Origin of the sequence: Rhizobium sp. GR12, from assembly GCF_036596185.1 — a bacterium.
Classification (GTDB): domain Bacteria; phylum Pseudomonadota; class Alphaproteobacteria; order Rhizobiales; family Rhizobiaceae; genus Agrobacterium; species Agrobacterium nepotum.
The window spans coordinates 14,538-29,914 of record NZ_JASXTH010000009.1 but is presented as its reverse complement, the minus strand read 5'-3'; the positions used below and the strand labels follow the sequence as shown (position 1 = coordinate 29,914).

The 15,377-nt window shown below is 57.2% G+C and carries 13 protein-coding genes; 12 read left to right on the top strand and 1 reads right to left on the bottom strand.

Annotated features, from left to right (window positions below):
• Nucleotides 1-99: 99 nt before the first annotated feature.
• The 3 genes from QSK43_RS16470 (at nucleotide 100) to QSK43_RS16460 (ending at nucleotide 3,556) form a co-directional block, all read left to right on the top strand.
• The gene (locus tag QSK43_RS16470; RefSeq protein WP_045020252.1) at nucleotides 100-723 is read left to right on the top strand and encodes a pyridoxamine 5'-phosphate oxidase family protein; all 624 of its coding nucleotides are present in this window, start codon (nucleotides 100-102) and stop codon (nucleotides 721-723) included.
• A gap of 794 nt (nucleotides 724-1,517) precedes the next feature.
• Nucleotides 1,518-2,840 carry an NAD(P)/FAD-dependent oxidoreductase gene (locus QSK43_RS16465; RefSeq protein WP_332304341.1) on the top strand — a complete coding sequence of 441 codons (1,323 nt, stop codon included), beginning with the start codon at nucleotides 1,518-1,520 and terminating at the stop codon, nucleotides 2,838-2,840.
• Between the two features lie 14 nt (nucleotides 2,841-2,854).
• Entirely contained in the window at nucleotides 2,855-3,556 is a 702-nt protein-coding gene (locus tag QSK43_RS16460; RefSeq protein WP_332304340.1) for an SDR family NAD(P)-dependent oxidoreductase, read from the top strand.
• Here QSK43_RS16460 and QSK43_RS16455 read toward each other — a convergent pair.
• The gene (locus tag QSK43_RS16455) at nucleotides 3,550-4,320 is read right to left on the bottom strand and encodes an IclR family transcriptional regulator (RefSeq protein WP_332304339.1); all 771 of its coding nucleotides are present in this window, start codon (nucleotides 4,318-4,320) and stop codon (nucleotides 3,550-3,552) included. The two genes, QSK43_RS16460 and QSK43_RS16455, sit on opposite strands and share 7 nt — an antisense overlap.
• Before the next feature lie 174 nt (nucleotides 4,321-4,494).
• On the opposite strand from QSK43_RS16455, the gene QSK43_RS16450 reads away from it, so the two are divergent.
• From QSK43_RS16450 to QSK43_RS16410, 9 genes are all read left to right on the top strand, one after another.
• A complete protein-coding gene (locus tag QSK43_RS16450) occupies nucleotides 4,495-5,328 on the top strand; it encodes a transporter substrate-binding domain-containing protein (RefSeq protein WP_332304338.1) in 834 nt (277 codons plus the stop codon).
• 18 nt (nucleotides 5,329-5,346) lie between these two features.
• Nucleotides 5,347-6,063, top strand: coding sequence for an amino acid ABC transporter permease (locus QSK43_RS16445; protein ID WP_332304337.1), 717 nt, complete (start codon nucleotides 5,347-5,349; stop codon nucleotides 6,061-6,063).
• A gap of 2 nt (nucleotides 6,064-6,065) precedes the next feature.
• Nucleotides 6,066-6,878 carry an amino acid ABC transporter permease gene (locus tag QSK43_RS16440; RefSeq protein WP_332304336.1) on the top strand — a complete coding sequence of 271 codons (813 nt, stop codon included), beginning with the start codon at nucleotides 6,066-6,068 and terminating at the stop codon, nucleotides 6,876-6,878.
• Nucleotides 6,875-7,621: an amino acid ABC transporter ATP-binding protein gene (locus tag QSK43_RS16435; protein ID WP_332304335.1), complete on the top strand. Its 747-nt coding sequence runs from the start codon at nucleotides 6,875-6,877 to the stop codon at nucleotides 7,619-7,621. Before QSK43_RS16440 ends, QSK43_RS16435 begins: the two co-directional genes overlap by 4 nt.
• Before the next feature lie 44 nt (nucleotides 7,622-7,665).
• On the top strand, nucleotides 7,666-8,982 hold the full coding sequence (locus QSK43_RS16430; RefSeq protein WP_332304334.1) for an NAD(P)/FAD-dependent oxidoreductase: 1,317 nt from the start codon (nucleotides 7,666-7,668) through the stop codon (nucleotides 8,980-8,982).
• 1 nt (nucleotide 8,983) lies between these two features.
• The gene (locus tag QSK43_RS16425) at nucleotides 8,984-10,444 is read left to right on the top strand and encodes an aspartate ammonia-lyase (protein WP_332304333.1); all 1,461 of its coding nucleotides are present in this window, start codon (nucleotides 8,984-8,986) and stop codon (nucleotides 10,442-10,444) included.
• Between the two features lie 3 nt (nucleotides 10,445-10,447).
• Complete coding sequence (locus QSK43_RS16420; RefSeq protein WP_332304332.1) at nucleotides 10,448-11,776, top strand: NAD(P)/FAD-dependent oxidoreductase; 1,329 nt, start codon at nucleotides 10,448-10,450, stop codon at nucleotides 11,774-11,776.
• A gap of 460 nt (nucleotides 11,777-12,236) precedes the next feature.
• Complete coding sequence (locus tag QSK43_RS16415) at nucleotides 12,237-13,442, top strand: SIR2 family protein (RefSeq protein ID WP_332304331.1); 1,206 nt, start codon at nucleotides 12,237-12,239, stop codon at nucleotides 13,440-13,442.
• Nucleotides 13,439-15,280 (top strand): ATP-binding protein, encoded by a 1,842-nt coding sequence (locus tag QSK43_RS16410; RefSeq protein WP_332304330.1) that lies wholly within the window; start codon nucleotides 13,439-13,441, stop codon nucleotides 15,278-15,280. The genes QSK43_RS16415 and QSK43_RS16410 overlap by 4 nt, the downstream gene beginning before the upstream one ends.
• Nucleotides 15,281-15,377 lie beyond the last annotated feature (97 nt).

Genomic DNA, 15,377 nt, shown 5'->3' with positions numbered 1-15,377 from the left:
AAGGATAAATTTGCCAAGCACTAGTCGGGCTGAACAAAGATAGATCCGGCTCGCACCGTAAGACAACGATGCGAGCCTGCCCGAACAAGGGGATTATTGATGCCATATCATTTCCTTGAAGTTGCGGTGACGCCGAGCGTCAGAGCCGCTCAGGCGAACATGGGGGTGGAGCAGCTATGGCTGGGGGCTGACAACCGCCCTTCAGATATCCTCACCGAAGGCGAGATCGCCTTCATCGCCTCACGCGACAGCTTCTATATCGCATCGGTTTCCGAAACGGGTTGGCCATACGTTCAACACCGTGGAGGAAAAACGGGCTTCCTTAAGGTCGTTGATCACCGGACACTGGCCTTTGCCGACTACCGGGGCAATCGCCAGTACATCAGCGCCGGCAATTTTGCCGCTAACGATCGGGCCTGCCTTTTCTTGATGGATTATGTGCGACGGGCACGGCTCAAAATTTACGCCTATGTGGAGCGACTGGCGCTTGATGCGGACCAGGAACTCACGGAACTGGTGTCCGACCCGACCTACAAAGGAAGGGCGGAACGGATCTTCAGGCTTCGGCTTGAGGCGTTCGATTGGAATTGTCCACAGCACATCATCCCGCGCTACACCGAACAGCAGGTTGAACAGGCTGTCGCCCCTCTTCGTGAACAATTGCAAAGATTGGAAACCGAGAACGCGACATTGCGCGCACGGTTGGAGAACCCTGAAAGATGACCGAAGCTCAACGACCACCCCTTCCGCCTTTTACGTTCGGAAGCGCAGTCGGCTTCACCGCCGATTCTTCTGAACCATCACCTTAACTGAGAACGGCAGACCGTTGTTACTGCACAATCTTCTAGTGGTTGCAAGGGCTTCGGGAAATAGCTTCATTTAAGGGAAGGTGGCTGGCTTTCGCCCTGCCGCTCTCCCTCTGTCTGCCGCAGGGTTCTGCCTCGATGAGCCTTGCCGTGGCGCGTCGAGGGGTCAGGCTTCTGTACGGACCGCATCGCCTTCCAGGCGTCACGTATGCCGGTCGGCGGGTGAGGGCCTCGAACACCTGGCTGGCAGTGTTGGTTGCCCCAAACGTCAGGAAAGTGCGCTCACCAAGTCGGTCCGATACCGCCTTCGAACCGCACGAGTTCCACTGAGCTCAAAAAATCGCAAATATCAAAACTACACCAGCGGCCTTACACCTTGCCAGCATTGAAGACGTTTGGATCAACAACGCTTTTTCCTGGCGGGATCGACTGGATAATCTGCTGGATTTCAGTCGCTTCCGCAGCGTCTGTTGTTGTCCCAACGATCGAACGGACCGTGCTACCTCGCGTTTAATGGCGGAGAACAGACTCTCACTATATGAAAAATCAATCCTGTACGGCTCGTAATATGAGATTGAGATTGACGATTTGCTCCAAAATCTGGCACGCATATAAAATCGGCAATGCTGATCCGTCATTCCATGTCGAGATATTTTTTCCGGGAACAGCATCGTTTCCCGACTGCCTTCGGCTGCCTTAAGGAGAATGAATTTGGGGAAATTTTCACCTTTTGACCAAACGTTATGGTTTGCGACCGCCGCGCCTGCACCGCAGACTGTGAGGCTTGAAGGCCGTGTCGACGTGGACGTCTGTGTCGTCGGCGCGGGATACACCGGGCTGACTACGGCGCTGGAACTGGTGCGCAGGGGCGTCAAGGTTGCTTTGGTTGAAGCGCAAGAGGCAGGTTTTGGCGGTTCGGGCCGCAATGCCGGCCACTGCACCCCGACCTTCAGCTATTATAGCCTTCCGTCGCTCGGGCGAATTCTTGGCGAGCCCTGGGCAGAGCGCCTTATTCACCGCCAGACGCGGGCCAATGATCGCGTCGTCGAGATGATCTCGACCTACGGAATCGACTGCGAGTGGGTCCAGAATGGTTATGTTATGGGCGCATTGCGTCCTGGCGGCATGTCAACGCTGCAGATGAAGTCCGATGCATATGCCGACGCTGGCGCGCGCTGCCGGGTGATTGGCAGGGACGAGGTCGAAGCGATGACAGGCAGCCCTCGTTTTTACGGCGCTTGGTATCACGAGGAGGGCGGTCATTTGAACCCGCTTTCATACGCACGAGGCCTTGCGCGCGCCGTTATTGGGGAGGGAGGGCAGGTGTTTTCCGCGTCCCCGGTCGTAGATGTCCAGCCAGAGGCGGGGAAATGGTCTGTGCGAACGCCCGGTGGCGCCGTGCTCGCTGAAAAGGTGATCTTCGCGACCGGCGCCTACACCGTCGGTGGCTGGAAAAACCTCGATAAAAGCTTCCGCATCAAAAAAGTCTTTCTCGCTGCCACGCAGCCGCTCGATCCGGAAACGCGAGCAAAAGTCCTGCCCCAGAATACTACCATGCATGATGGACGCGGCGATATCTATGTCTACAAATACAACCGTGAAGGCCGCATTGTGGCCTCCATGTTCCCCATGGGCCAGCGTGGCGCCGATCCTCACTATACCCGTCAGGTGCTGACGGACCGGCTGAAATTTCTGCATCCACAGATTACCGAGGAAATCCGTTGGGAATATTTCTGGTTCGGCGAACTGGACATGCAGATGCGCACTGTCCCGAGGCTCTATGATCTGGCGCCCGGCATCGTTGCCTGTACGGGACTTTCTGGTCGCGGGGTGCCAACCGGTTCCATGCTTGGCGGCGTCTTGTCAGAATGGGCGCTGGGCGTGCCGGACAAGGATCTCTCCCTGAAAATCGAGCCGCTGCACAGGGCGCCGTTGCTGATGTCCTTCGCGCCCGGTTTGCGCCTTCGTTATTTTCGCATGCAGGAAAACCGTGCAACCCGCAAGGAAGGCGCCGCCCTCCTTCCCCATGCCTGAGAAAGGAAACCTATATGACTGACAGGAAAACCGTCCTGATTTCCGGAGGCAATCGCGGTATCGGTGCTGCCACTGGCAGGGCCTTTATGGAGGCTGGCTGGAATGTCTCGCTTGGAATGCGAACGCCGCTACTGCCGGATTGGGCAGATCCAGCGTTAGTCCAGGTGCAGGCTTATGACGCGCTGGCCCCACAATCGCCTGCCGACTGGGCTGCTGCCGTTCTGGCACAGTTCGGGCGTATCGATGCTGTCGTTGCCAATGCCGGCGTCATGGTGCGCAAGACCGTGGTGGAAGCGACTGACGAGGAGTTTGCCTCATTGATGGACGTCAATGTCAATGGGCCGCGGCGCCTGGTGCAGGCCTGCTGGGACCCGCTGGTCGCGTCAGGAGCTGGTCGTGTGGCGATTGTCGCCTCGCTATCGGGCAAAAGGGTCAAGTCGGCGGTGTCTGGCGCCTATTCGGTCTCGAAATTCGCAGCCCTTGGCCTGTCTCACGCAATCCGTCATGCCGGTTTCGACAATGGCGTGAGGGCGACCGCAATATGTCCAGGTTTTGTTGCGACTGATATGGGATTGCCTCTGGCAGGCGCGACGCCATCGGACACCTTGACTCAACCTGAAGATATTGCCAGCTCCATCCTGCATGTCGTCAGTTTGCCGAACCGCGCGAGTGTTTCGGAATTCTGGGTTAATTGCCTGCTGGATGACAGCTATTGATCGACGATCGCCGAGATTTCGTCCTTCAGCAGCATTGCGTATTGCTCCAGCGTGCCGGGTTCCAGCTTGGCGCTTAAAAGCGTGAAGCCGAGGGAAGCGTTTGGCGTTGTACCGTCCGAAAAAATCGGCACCGAGACGCCGGCAATGCCGGGAATAAGCTCGCCGACATCGATTGCATAACCGCGTTCGCGTGTTTCAGCGATCAGTCGGCGTACTTTGTCGGCGGTGAGATCGCGATAGGCGGCATAACGCTCGATATTGGCGCGGATGATGAATTCCTGTTCGTCCTCTTCGAGGAAGGCGAGCATGGCAATTGAACCCGGACCGACGCCAAGGGGGACCGAGCCGCCGATGGACCCGGTCAGCGTCGGCACCACACATTCACCGTCGCGCCTGTCGAGGCAAACGGAATCGTGGTTGAGCCGAGCCATCAGATGGATGGTGTCGCCCGTTCGGCGTCGAATGCGGGTGAGCGCCATTTCGCAGCGGCTGATGATGCCCGGTCCACGTGCGGCGCGCGCGCCGTAAATCGCCATACGCGCGCCCAGCCGGTAACAACGCTTCCTGTCGTCACGCGCGAGCAGCTTGTGGCCGACCAGCGTATTGAGGATGCGGTGGCAGGTGGCCGTGTTGAGGCCGGATCTGGCCGTCAGTTCCTTGAGCGTGACGCCCTGTACGCCGCCGTCTGCAACAAGATCGAGCAAAGCTACCGCGCGATCCAGAAGCTGTGCGCCGCCGGAGGAAGACTGGGTGGATTTGGTCATGGTATCTCACATTATGAAAATAAATTCTCAATAACTTGTATAATGAGAAAACTGCGTATTCAATGACCAAAATTGAGCAGATTAAATAAGTGAATATTTTGTAGGCAGCTTGATTTTGAAAACGACCTGCGGGTTCGCGAACGCTAAGCCCGCTTGAACAAACAGGGGAACAAAATGAAGAAAAAAGCAGCAAACATTCTCGCAACCACCGCCCTGGCAGCCATGGGCATGCTCGCGGCCAGTGCGGCGCTTGCCGGTACGCTTGATGACGTCAAGGCGCGCGACAAGCTGATCGTCGGCGTCAAGAACGATTATCCGCCTTATGGATATCTCAACGACAAGGGCGAGATCATTGGCTTCGAAGTCGAGCTGGCGAAATATGTCGCCAAGGAACTTCTGGGTTCTTCAGACAAGATTGAATTTGTACCGGTCGTCGCCGCCAATCGTATCGAGTTTCTGACTGCCGGTCGTATCGATGCGATTTTCGCGACGCTTGGCGTCACGCCGGAGCGCGACAAGGTCATCGATTTCACCACCGCTTACGTGTCCTCGCCAGGCCCGGCCGTCATGATGGCCAAGGAAGCGACCACCAGCAAGTGGGAGGAACTGAAGGGTAAACCGGTCTGCGGCATTCAGGGATCCTATTACAACAAGAAGATGACCGAGGAATTCGGAATCCAGCTCGTTGCCTTCAAGACCCAACCGGAGGCAATGCGCGCTCTGCGCGACAATCGTTGCGTGGGTTTTGTCTTCGACCAGATGACCCTCGACCTCAAGGTTCAGGACGCGGACTGGAAGGGCTACAAGGTTGCCGTCCCCACCTATGAGTATCTGCCGATGGCAGGTGGTATACGCGAAGGCGACAAGGCGTTCCAGGAGGCCGTGGACAAGGCTATCACCAAGGCGGAAGCCGAAGGCAAGATGATCGGTTGGGAAACCGAGTTCAATATTCCACACGCCGATTACATCGCCGAGCGCGCCAAGGCGGCCAAAGCAAAACTGAACTGATAGGGTCTGGAGCAGCTATTGTTCGGTCTTGATTATTCCTGGCTTACGGATCCAGCCTATCAGCAATGGCTGCTCACTGGGGTCCTCAACACACTCAAGCTTGCGGCACTGTCATCCAGTGCCGCGATCATCATCGGCCTTCTCGGTGCGCTTGCGCTGACTTTGCGGATTTTCTGGCTGGATGCCATCATCGAGCTGTTCGTGGAGGTGTTCCGCAACACGCCGCCACTGCTGCAGATGCTTTTTGCCTATTTCACGCTGTCGACGCTGGGGCTGAAAGTCACCGATCCCTCCACCGGTCTGCAGATGCCGCTTCTGAGTGCATTCGCCTGCGCCTCGATTTCGCTCAGCCTGTTCGGCGGAGCGCTGGCCATCGAGGCTTTCAGGTCCGGCATCGAAACCATGCCGCAGTCGATCATAGAAGCGGCCCGGTCGCTCGGCTACAGCCGGTGGTCGCGCTTCTGGAAAGTTGAGGCGCCGATTGCTGTGCGCATCAGCCTGCCAGCGATTACCAACATTCTCACCAACCTGTTCAAAACCACCTCTCAGGCTTCGGTCATTACGGTGCCGGAACTGATGTACTACGCCGGCCAGATCTACAACGACACGTTTCGCACACTCGAGGTCATGATCCTCGTGCTCGTCATCTATGTGGGGCTCGTATCCATCCTGACATTTGCAATGTCCAGGCTCGAAGCGTGGATGGCTTTCCCCGGTTATGGAAAGGGACACTGACCATGGTCTCCACCATGACCTATGAAAACAAGAAACGCGCCGTCCTCCTTTTCATCGCGCTTGCGGTGGCAATCTGGATTGCCATCGATGCGGTCGCCGGCGGGGCGCAGCACTGGAACCGCGTCGCCGTGCGCCTGCCACTGCTCCTGACAGGCTCCGGCTCCGGCTGGCCGATAAGCGGCGGCTTCGTCCTCAACATCCTGCTGTCGATTGCCTCCATGGCGGTTGCGACGGCCCTTGGCACCGTGATGGGTCTTGCGACACTCGCCAAATCGCCCGTCATTCGCCTGCCGGCATTTTTCGTCATGAATTTCCTGCGAAACTCGCCCTGGCTCGTCCTGCTTTTCGCGATGCTCTACATTCTTCCTTTCGAGATGAAGATATTCGGCCTCGTCATTCCCTTCCCACCTTTCATAAAGGCGGTTATCGGGCTGGCGTTACCGACTGCGGCAAACTTCTCCGAAGTCATTCGCGGGGCGGTGCAGTCAATCCATAGCGGTCAATGGGAGGCATCCCGGTCGCTCGGTTACACGCAGCTGCAGATCTATCGTTACGTCATCCTTCCCCAGGCCCTGCGCCGGATGATACCTGGCTGGATGAATCTCTATGCCCTGCTGATGATTGCAACCGCGCTTGCTACGGTCACAGGTATCCAGGACGTGCTGACGATCCTCAACACCTCGCTGGCGATGGAGAGTGAACGGGCGCTCGTCTATTTTTATCTGACCATCCTCTTCCTGTTTTTTGCCTATTGCTACCCGATCGCGATCTTCGCGCGGCGACTGGAGCATGCGGTTAAAGGAGACAATCTATGAACCGCTCCAACGCCCTGATCGAGATCGATGGCATCCGCAAATCCTTCGGCACATTCGAGGTCCTGAAAGGAATTTCCCTCAGCGTCGGCAAGGGAGAGGCTGTCTGCATCATCGGCCCGTCCGGTTCCGGGAAATCGACCATTTTGCGCTGCATTAACGGCCTGATTCCGGTCAATGAGGGTTTTATCCGGGTGGGAAATCACAAGGTGCACGAGATGCGCACCGAGAAGGCAATGCGGCCATTGCGCCACCAGGTGGCGATGGTGTTCCAGCAGTACAATCTCTTTCCGCATCGCACCGCCCTGGAAAACATCATGATGGCGCCGATCCAGGTGCTCGGCCATGACAAGGCGGAGGTGGCGGATCGCGCCCGGAAGCTTCTCGCCAAGGTGCGCCTGTCGGAAAAGGCCGACAGCTATCCGGGTCAGCTTTCCGGTGGCCAGCAGCAGCGCGTAGCGATTGCCCGCGCGCTTGCCATGCAGCCAGAGGTCATTCTTTTCGACGAGGTGACGGCCGCCCTCGACCCGGAAACAGTCAAGGAAGTGCTCGTTACGATCCGCGAGCTGGTTGAAGAGGGGCTGACGTGCGTTCTCGTCACCCACGAAATGAAATTCGCGCGTGAGGTCTCACAGCGCGTCTGCTTCACTGACCGCGGGCTGATTGTTGAAAGTGCCGCACCCGTCGAGCTGTTCGACCATCCAAAAGATCCGCGCACACGCGAATTTCTTGGCCAGGTTCTTTGATTGCCCAAAACTCCTGAAAGGCGGGCCCAGCGGTCCGGTATGCAATGCGTAAGTTTGAGAATATCTACGCCGCCGACTTCAAGGAAGCTCCCTATTGGTGGGAAGAGGCCGAGCCGGAGACGAATCTCGATCCCGTTCCCGAGTTCGCCGACGTCGTGGTGGTCGGCTCCGGTTATGCCGGTCTTACTGCCGCGACCCACCTTGCGCGTGCCGGGCGCTCCGTCGTCGTGCTGGACAGTGACCGGCTCGGTTCCGGTTGTTCGACGAGGTCCGGCGGCATGGTGTCCAGCGGTCAGAAGCTTGTTGTTGGAGGCGCGATCAAGGGCATTGACCCGGAATTGATCAACCGGCTTATCGGCGAAAGTAACGAGAGCTTCGAATATCTGAAAATGTTGATCGATACGGAGAAGCTTGATGCCGGGCTGAAGCTGACTGGCCGCTTCTTTGGCGCCCACACCGCCACGGACTACCTGACGCTGAAACGCCACGGTGCTCTGCTTGCCGAAAAGACTGGAGTTACGGTCAGCTTCCTTGATCGAGACCAGCAGCGTGCGGCCATCGGTTCTGATTATTATCACGGCGGTATGCTGATAGATAACTATGGCGGGTTGCATCCGGGACTTTACCACAAGGCGCTGCGCGAGCGGGCCAAGGCTGCCGGTGTCATGCTGCGTTCGCATGCCCGTGCCGGCCTCGTTGAGGACGGGCCAAACCGCGACAAGATTGTGCCGACGGCGCGCGGAACGATCCGCACGAAAGATGTCATCGTCGCGACCAATGGCTACACGGCGGCTGATGCTACGCCGGAACTGGCGCGCCGGCTCGTGCCGGTAAAGAGCTATCAGATCGCCACCGAGCCGTTGCCGGCTGATCTGATGGCCGAGCTTATCCCGAAGGGCCGGATGATATCGGACACTCGCCGGGATCTCATCTTCAGCCGGCCGTCGACGGACGGGACACGGCTGCTGTTCGGTTCGCGACCGGGCGTGTTCGAAATGTCGGAAAGGCAAGCCGCAAAGCACATCTACGCCAGGATGCTGGCTGTTTGGCCCCAGCTCGCCGGCGTCAGGATTACCCATTCCTGGGTTGGAAGTGTCGCCATGACGGTCGACAAGCTTGCTCATATCGGCGAGAGAGATGGTGCGAATTTTGCGGTGGGATGCAACGGCAACGGTGTCGCGCTGATGACCTACCTCGGTTATCAGACGGCACGAAAGATCCTTGGTGAGCAAAACGCCAGATCCGCGTTCGACCGGCAAAAATTCACGGCCGTCCCTTTCTATTCCGGCAAGCCATGGTTTCTGCCTGCTTTTACCGGGTGGTATCGCCTGCGCGATTTCCTCGACCGGCCGGGGCGTTGAGATGGACGAAGGGCAAGCGGCAATGCGCCTGGAAGAAGATGCGCTCGGGACACGGCTGATGCCGGCCGCGCTGGCGTATGGCATCCAGACGGCGCGCGCGGTGGAGAATTTCTCGATTTCAGGCCGGACGATCGCTGATATCGAAGGCTTCGTACCGGCGATCATCGCTATAAAGCAGGCTGCCGCTCGGGCCAATTGCAGGGCCGGCGACCTTGATCCGCAGATCGCCGGGGCAATCGAAAAGGCCGCGAGCGAATACGCTATAATGCCGGGCCGGCAGGATTTTCCTGTCGATATCTATCATGGCGGCGGCGGCACGGCGGCCAATATGAATGTCAACGAAGTCCTGGCCAATCGGGCAAGTGAAATTCTGACCGGCAGGAAGGGACAGGATCCCGTTCATGCCAATACCCATGTCAACATGGCGCAATCCACTAACGATGTCATTCCCTCGGCGATGAAGATGGCGGTTGGTGGTGAACTGGTTGGACTTCGCGCAAGTCTGGGCTCTCTGATCGATGCTCTGCGGGTCAAGGAGCAAGCCTTTCGCGATGTGGTCAAGCTTGGCCGAACCTGCTTGCAGGATGCGCTCCCTGTCACTTTCGGTCAGCAGTTTTCAGGCTATTCAGCCGCCTTTGAGCGGCAGATGGCGGGTATGGCTGGTCTGGAAGACGTTTGTCTGCGGCTGCCGCTTGGCGCCACGGCCGTCGGCACTGCCTTTGGCGCCTCGCAAACCTACCGCCGCTTCGTCTTCGAGGAATTGCAGGCACTGACGGGCAAATCTTATCAGGTGGAGGAGAATTTTTTTGACGCGTTGCAGAATGCCGACGATTGGGTGAGGCTTTCAGCCGCATTGAAAGCAATCGCCCTTACCCTGTCGAAATTTGCAGCCGATCTGCGCCTGATGTCATCTGGACCACGGGCGGGGCTTGCCGAGATCACCCTGCCGGCGGTGCAGCCGGGTTCGTCGATCATGCCGGGCAAAGTCAATCCGGTTATGCCTGAAATGATGATGCAGGTCTCCTTCCGCGTGATCGGTAATGATGCCACAGTCACCCGCGCCGCCGAGGGCGAACTTGACCTCAATGTCTGGGAATCGATCATTCTCGAAGCCATCAGCGAAAGTATCCGGTTGATGCGACGCGCGATCCCGCTTTTCGTCTCCCATTGTATCTCGGGTATAAACGTCAATATGGAGCGCGGCCTCAGTGATGCCTCCGGATCGCTCGCCTTATCGACAGCGCTCGTGGCGATTTATGGCTATCCGGCGGCATCTGCCGTCGACAGGCATGCGGCCAGCAACGGCCTGTCCGTCCAGGAGGCTTCCGTGGCTTGCGGACTGATGACGCAGGAGGAGGCCGACCTGCTTTTTTCTGATGTTACAGCATTCGCAGACCCAGACCGGACCGAGCAACGGATCGCCAGCTTCCGCAACCGAACGTCCACTCTCAACAGGCGCTGAAAAATGTCCAGAATAATACCTGATGCCGTCTTGCCGTCGAAGACCCTGCCTGCGCACGTTGATGTCGTGGTTATCGGCGGCGGCATCATCGGTGTATCGACGGCGTTGTCGTTGGTCGAGCGTGGCATCAGCGTTGCCGTCTGTGAAAAGGGGCTGATCGCCGGTGAACAGTCCTCCCGGAACTGGGGCTGGGTGCGCCAGATGGGGCGTGATCCGGCAGAGTTGCCGCTTTCCATGGAAAGCCTGAGGCTCTGGAGAGGCATGAATGAGCGGGTCGGTGGCGAGACCGGGTTGCGCCAGTGCGGCATTGCCTATCTGTGCGAAACGGATGCCGATGTCGCCCTTTACGAGGAGTGGCTCCAACACGCCGCCGCAGTGGGGCTCGACTCGCGTATTGTGCGCGGTGAGGCGATGCATGCGCTGGTGCCGGGCATGGGCAGGCAATTCAAGGCGGTGATGCACACACCGAGCGATTGCAAGGCCGAGCCCTTCATGGCGGTTCCCGCCATGGCGCGCGGTGCCGCCGCGAAGGGAGCCCATATCCTCACAGGCTGTGCGGTTCGGTCAATTGAACGCTCCGCCGGGAAGGTAAGCAGTGTGGTGACGGAACATGGAGAAATCCGCTGTTCTTCCGTGGTGCTGGCCGGTGGTGCCTGGTCAAGGCTTTTTGCAGGCAATATGGGAATTGATATCCCGATTCTTAAAATTCTCGGCAGCGTCGCGCGTCTGTCGGGTGTTGATGGCATGACGGATATGCCGGTGGGCGGTAACGACTTCGCCTTCCGTCGCCGTCATGATGGCGGCTTTACCGTAGCGCAGCGCAATGCCGATATCGCGCCCGTCACTCCAGACAGCTTCCGTCTGTTCGTCGACTATCTGCCGTCGCTCGTTAAAAACTGGCGGGCGTTACGCTTGCGGACAGGCGGGCAGTTCCTGCGGGAAATGGCGATGCCCCGCCAGTGGAAAAGCGACGCTTTGACGCCTTTCGAGCAGATCCGCATTCTCGATCCCGTTCCGTCATCGAAGCTCATTTTCCAAGGTATCGACAAATTGTCGAAGTCCTTTCCGGCATTTGTGAATGCCCGGATCACTGCCACCTGGGGCGGACTTATGGACGTTACGCCAGATGCCGTTCCGGTGATCTCTCCGGCCAGTGTCATTCCAGGCCTTTATCTGGCTGTCGGATTTTCCGGCCATGGATTCGGTATCGGCCCCGGTGCCGGAGCGCTGATGGCTGATCTGGTGACAGGTTCGAAGCCATGCGTCGATCCAGCGCCGTTCCGTCTGGAGCGCTTCGGGCGACTGCACCGCTCGCTGGAGAATTTCCGGTAAGGTGTTTAAAAATCAAGAGGCGGAGCAGGGCGCGTGGTCCTGTTTCTACGAGACGTGATACAGGCGGGCTGATACTTGCCGCGCCGGTCATCCCGCAGTCATGTTAAGGCTCAGGAAACCTCCGGCTTTCCCGTCTCGTCATCCAGGCTGATACGGAAGCGTAGGGCCGGATCAGACCCTAAATGGCATCTCAAGCCTCGACCTATGGTCTCTCAACCATGATGTTGATGGCGCGAGTGCGGCGGTGTCAGCTCACACTTCCTCTGAGGGCTTGCAGCATCATTCCGCAAACGGCGTTCCATACTTCCGAATGTCTTCCCCCCATTACTCTTGATCACGGCGTTTGCGGAAGAATCGAGATAATGTGTCACTGGTGGATGGGTTTCCTTCGGTAAAAAGTTATTTCTTGCTGGAGCTTCAACCACAAGTTATCAAGTTCGGGGGCGTTTTGAGGGGAATTATGAGCAATGATGTAGAAGCCGCGCGTCAGTTGGATCGCCACATCCGCTCGCCACGGCAAGTATGGCTCACCGGCGCTGGTATTAGCTATAGTGCCGGATTGCCTCTTATGTATCCTTTGACTGACCGCGTTTTTAATCTTCTCGAGAAGAATCTTGAGGATTCAGAAGCGTTTGAATTGGTCAAGGCGGTTCGAGATGATCTGCCCGGCAACTTACATATAGAACATGTTCTCAGTCATTTCGGTGATCTGGTGGCGCTTGCAGAGCGTGCAAAAGACGCCTCTGCATTCGTCGATGGTCATCGGGTGCATAAAACGAAACTACAAGCGGCGCATCATACGATTCTACGACACATTAGGGACATCTTGCGTTGGGGATACATTCCTGCATCCGGAACGATAGCCGAGCAGGAAGGCAAGCCTGGCAAACCAATCGTCAAAATCGAGCACCACCGTCGGTTTGTTCGAGCGCTATACAGGGTCAATCGGGCGGGTCTCGATGAGCGCCGAGAAGCGATCCAGTTCATAACAACGAATTACGATACGCTTATTGAAGATGCGCTAGCGCTCGAGCTTGTCCCCTACGCTGATGGGTTTTCAGGCGGCGCAATTGCAGGTTGGGATGAACAGTCTCTCCAATTGGCGGCGGGCGTGTCTATGATCAAAGCCGTGATCACGAAGCTCCACGGTTCGATCGACTGGTACAGAAGTGGTCAGGAGAGCGGACGCGTATTCAGGGTTCGCCATGATGACGCTTACCCTGATCGCTCCGATGCCAACGGCAATGTGGTCATCTATCCGCAGTCCACGAAATATATGGCGTCACGCGAAGACCCGTTTGGCTTCTTGTTTCAACGTTTTCGAGGTCTTCTGTCTGCGGAGCGGCAGCAGGTCCTCTTCGTCTGCGGTTATTCGTTCGGCGACGATCACATTGATGCAATCATTGAGCACCAGTTGCTTCATGTTGACAGCAAAACAACCGTTGTAGCGCTCTCCAAAAGCCGCACTCCCAAGCTGAAAGCCTGGGGAGAGAGCAATGCGGGCGAGAGGGTATTCGTTCTCGCAGAAGACGGCCTCTATCGAGGGAGCGCGGGGCCCTTCTTCCCGCCCACCGCCAGTATCAACCGCGATTGGTGGAGCTTTGAGGGCACCACTTCACTGCTGGAGAATGGCTTGCCTACCGATATTGCAGAGGTGATCGAATGAGCGACTTTGATCTTGACCCGAATCTGCAGATCGGCACCGTTTTTGAAACCTCGGGTACGACCTTGAAGATATCTCTTCGGCGTAGCCTGACTGAACTCGTCCAAACCCACGGCGGAACCGTATACTCTGTCGGGCAGATCGGTAGTCTTATAAAACTGCACATGGGGCGAACCGTCCTCTTCGCCATGGTCCGGCTTTTGCGATTGCAGACTGAGGAGGAGGCTGCAGCGCAAGGGGCAGCAGAAGCCATGGATCGCCGTGTGCTAGAGGCCGACCTCTTTGGAGAAGCGCGCTGGCAAAGGGCCGAAGAGATTCTGTCATTTGATAGAGGTGTCCGTAATTCGCCACTTCCACTGCAAGCAGCCTACCTGGTTACCTCGTCGGAGACACGCCGCCTTTATACAGCGATCGAAAAGCAAGGTGGCGACGGTCCAAGTCGCTTTATCAGCTTTGGTGGTTACGTCGGAGCTGAAGGCGTTGCGTGCCATGCCGACATGGATAAACTCTTCGGGCAGCATTTTGCAGTGCTAGGTTCCACCGGATCGGGTAAGTCCACCGCAGTGGCTGCTATACTTCATGCCGTCCTCGACCACAAAGCTGCTGAGGGTGGCCAAGCTTCTAACCCTAGAGTCATCATCATCGATCCTCATGGGGAGTATGGAGCAGCTTTTGGTGAAAAAGCTATTGTCTATCGTGCTTACGACGATGCCGATGCGGGGGCTGCAGGCACCCGACAGATAAAGTTGCCCTACTGGCTCATGTCCAGTGATGAGTTTCGGCGCATGGTTGTCGGTAAGGGAGAATTCGAAGCAACCTCTCAAGCAAACGTCGTCTACAAAGCCTTGTCGCATGCGCGCATGCATATGCGTGACCTCGTTATTGACGCCAGTGATGCCGTGCGCAAAACAGATGCTGTTGGTCACCCTGATTTGCCCCGGCCAGCCGATGGTATAGACCCCGCGACGGTCGCGGAGTTCGATAGAGATTGGGCAGTCCCATTTGACCTTGAAGAATTCAAACGGCACATCGAAATCTGTCAGAACAATCGAAGACAGAACAATGCTTGGCAGCCTGTAAACGATAGCGATTACCAACAAAAGTTTTCGTCAATACTTGATAAGTTATCCGTGTTGCGCTTGGACGCTAGGATTGACTTCTTGATGCGCAACTATGCTGTTGGCGATCCAAGCCTCGCCGATATCCTTGCACAATTCGTAGGGGCTGACGCAGAAAGGCACGGCGCTCCTATTCGTATCATAGATATTTCTGGGCTTCCGACCGAGGTTGCTGGACCATTGACGGCTGCGATAGCTAGGTTGCTATTCTCCTACAAGCTTGCGCAGACACGAGAAGAACGCGAGAAGGACCCCATTCTTGTCGTATGCGAAGAAGCTCACCGATATGTCCCTGACCGCGGCGAGGCCCAGTATGCCGCTGCCCAGGATGCAATACGCAGGATTGCTCGTGAGGGGCGGAAATACGGCATCGGCTTGATGCTCGTGTCTCAGCGCCCGTCTGACGTCGAGAGCACGGTCCTTTCGCAGTGCAATTCGTGGGTAGTCTTACGTCTGACCAATGGCCGGGACCAAGAGCATGTGAGCCGCTTTCTGCCAGACACAATGGCCGGTCTCATCAAGCTGCTTCCGTCGTTACCGCGACGCGAGGCCCTATTCGTGGGAGAGGCCGCAGCCCTTCCTGCGAGGATTAAATTAACCCACTTGCCACCAGACAAACGGCCAAATTCCAACGACATTTCTTTTGCTGCGGGTTGGGCAGAAGGATTTCCAGACGCGGAAGCGTTGGGTGTCGTTGCTACTCGGATGTCGTCACGATCATAACCGTGAAGAGGAAATTATTTCCGCTTGAGAGTGCTGGTGCCACATGTGCTTCTCGAGCGCGCGCCTGATCAGATGTGACCGTGACATGCGGCTCCCG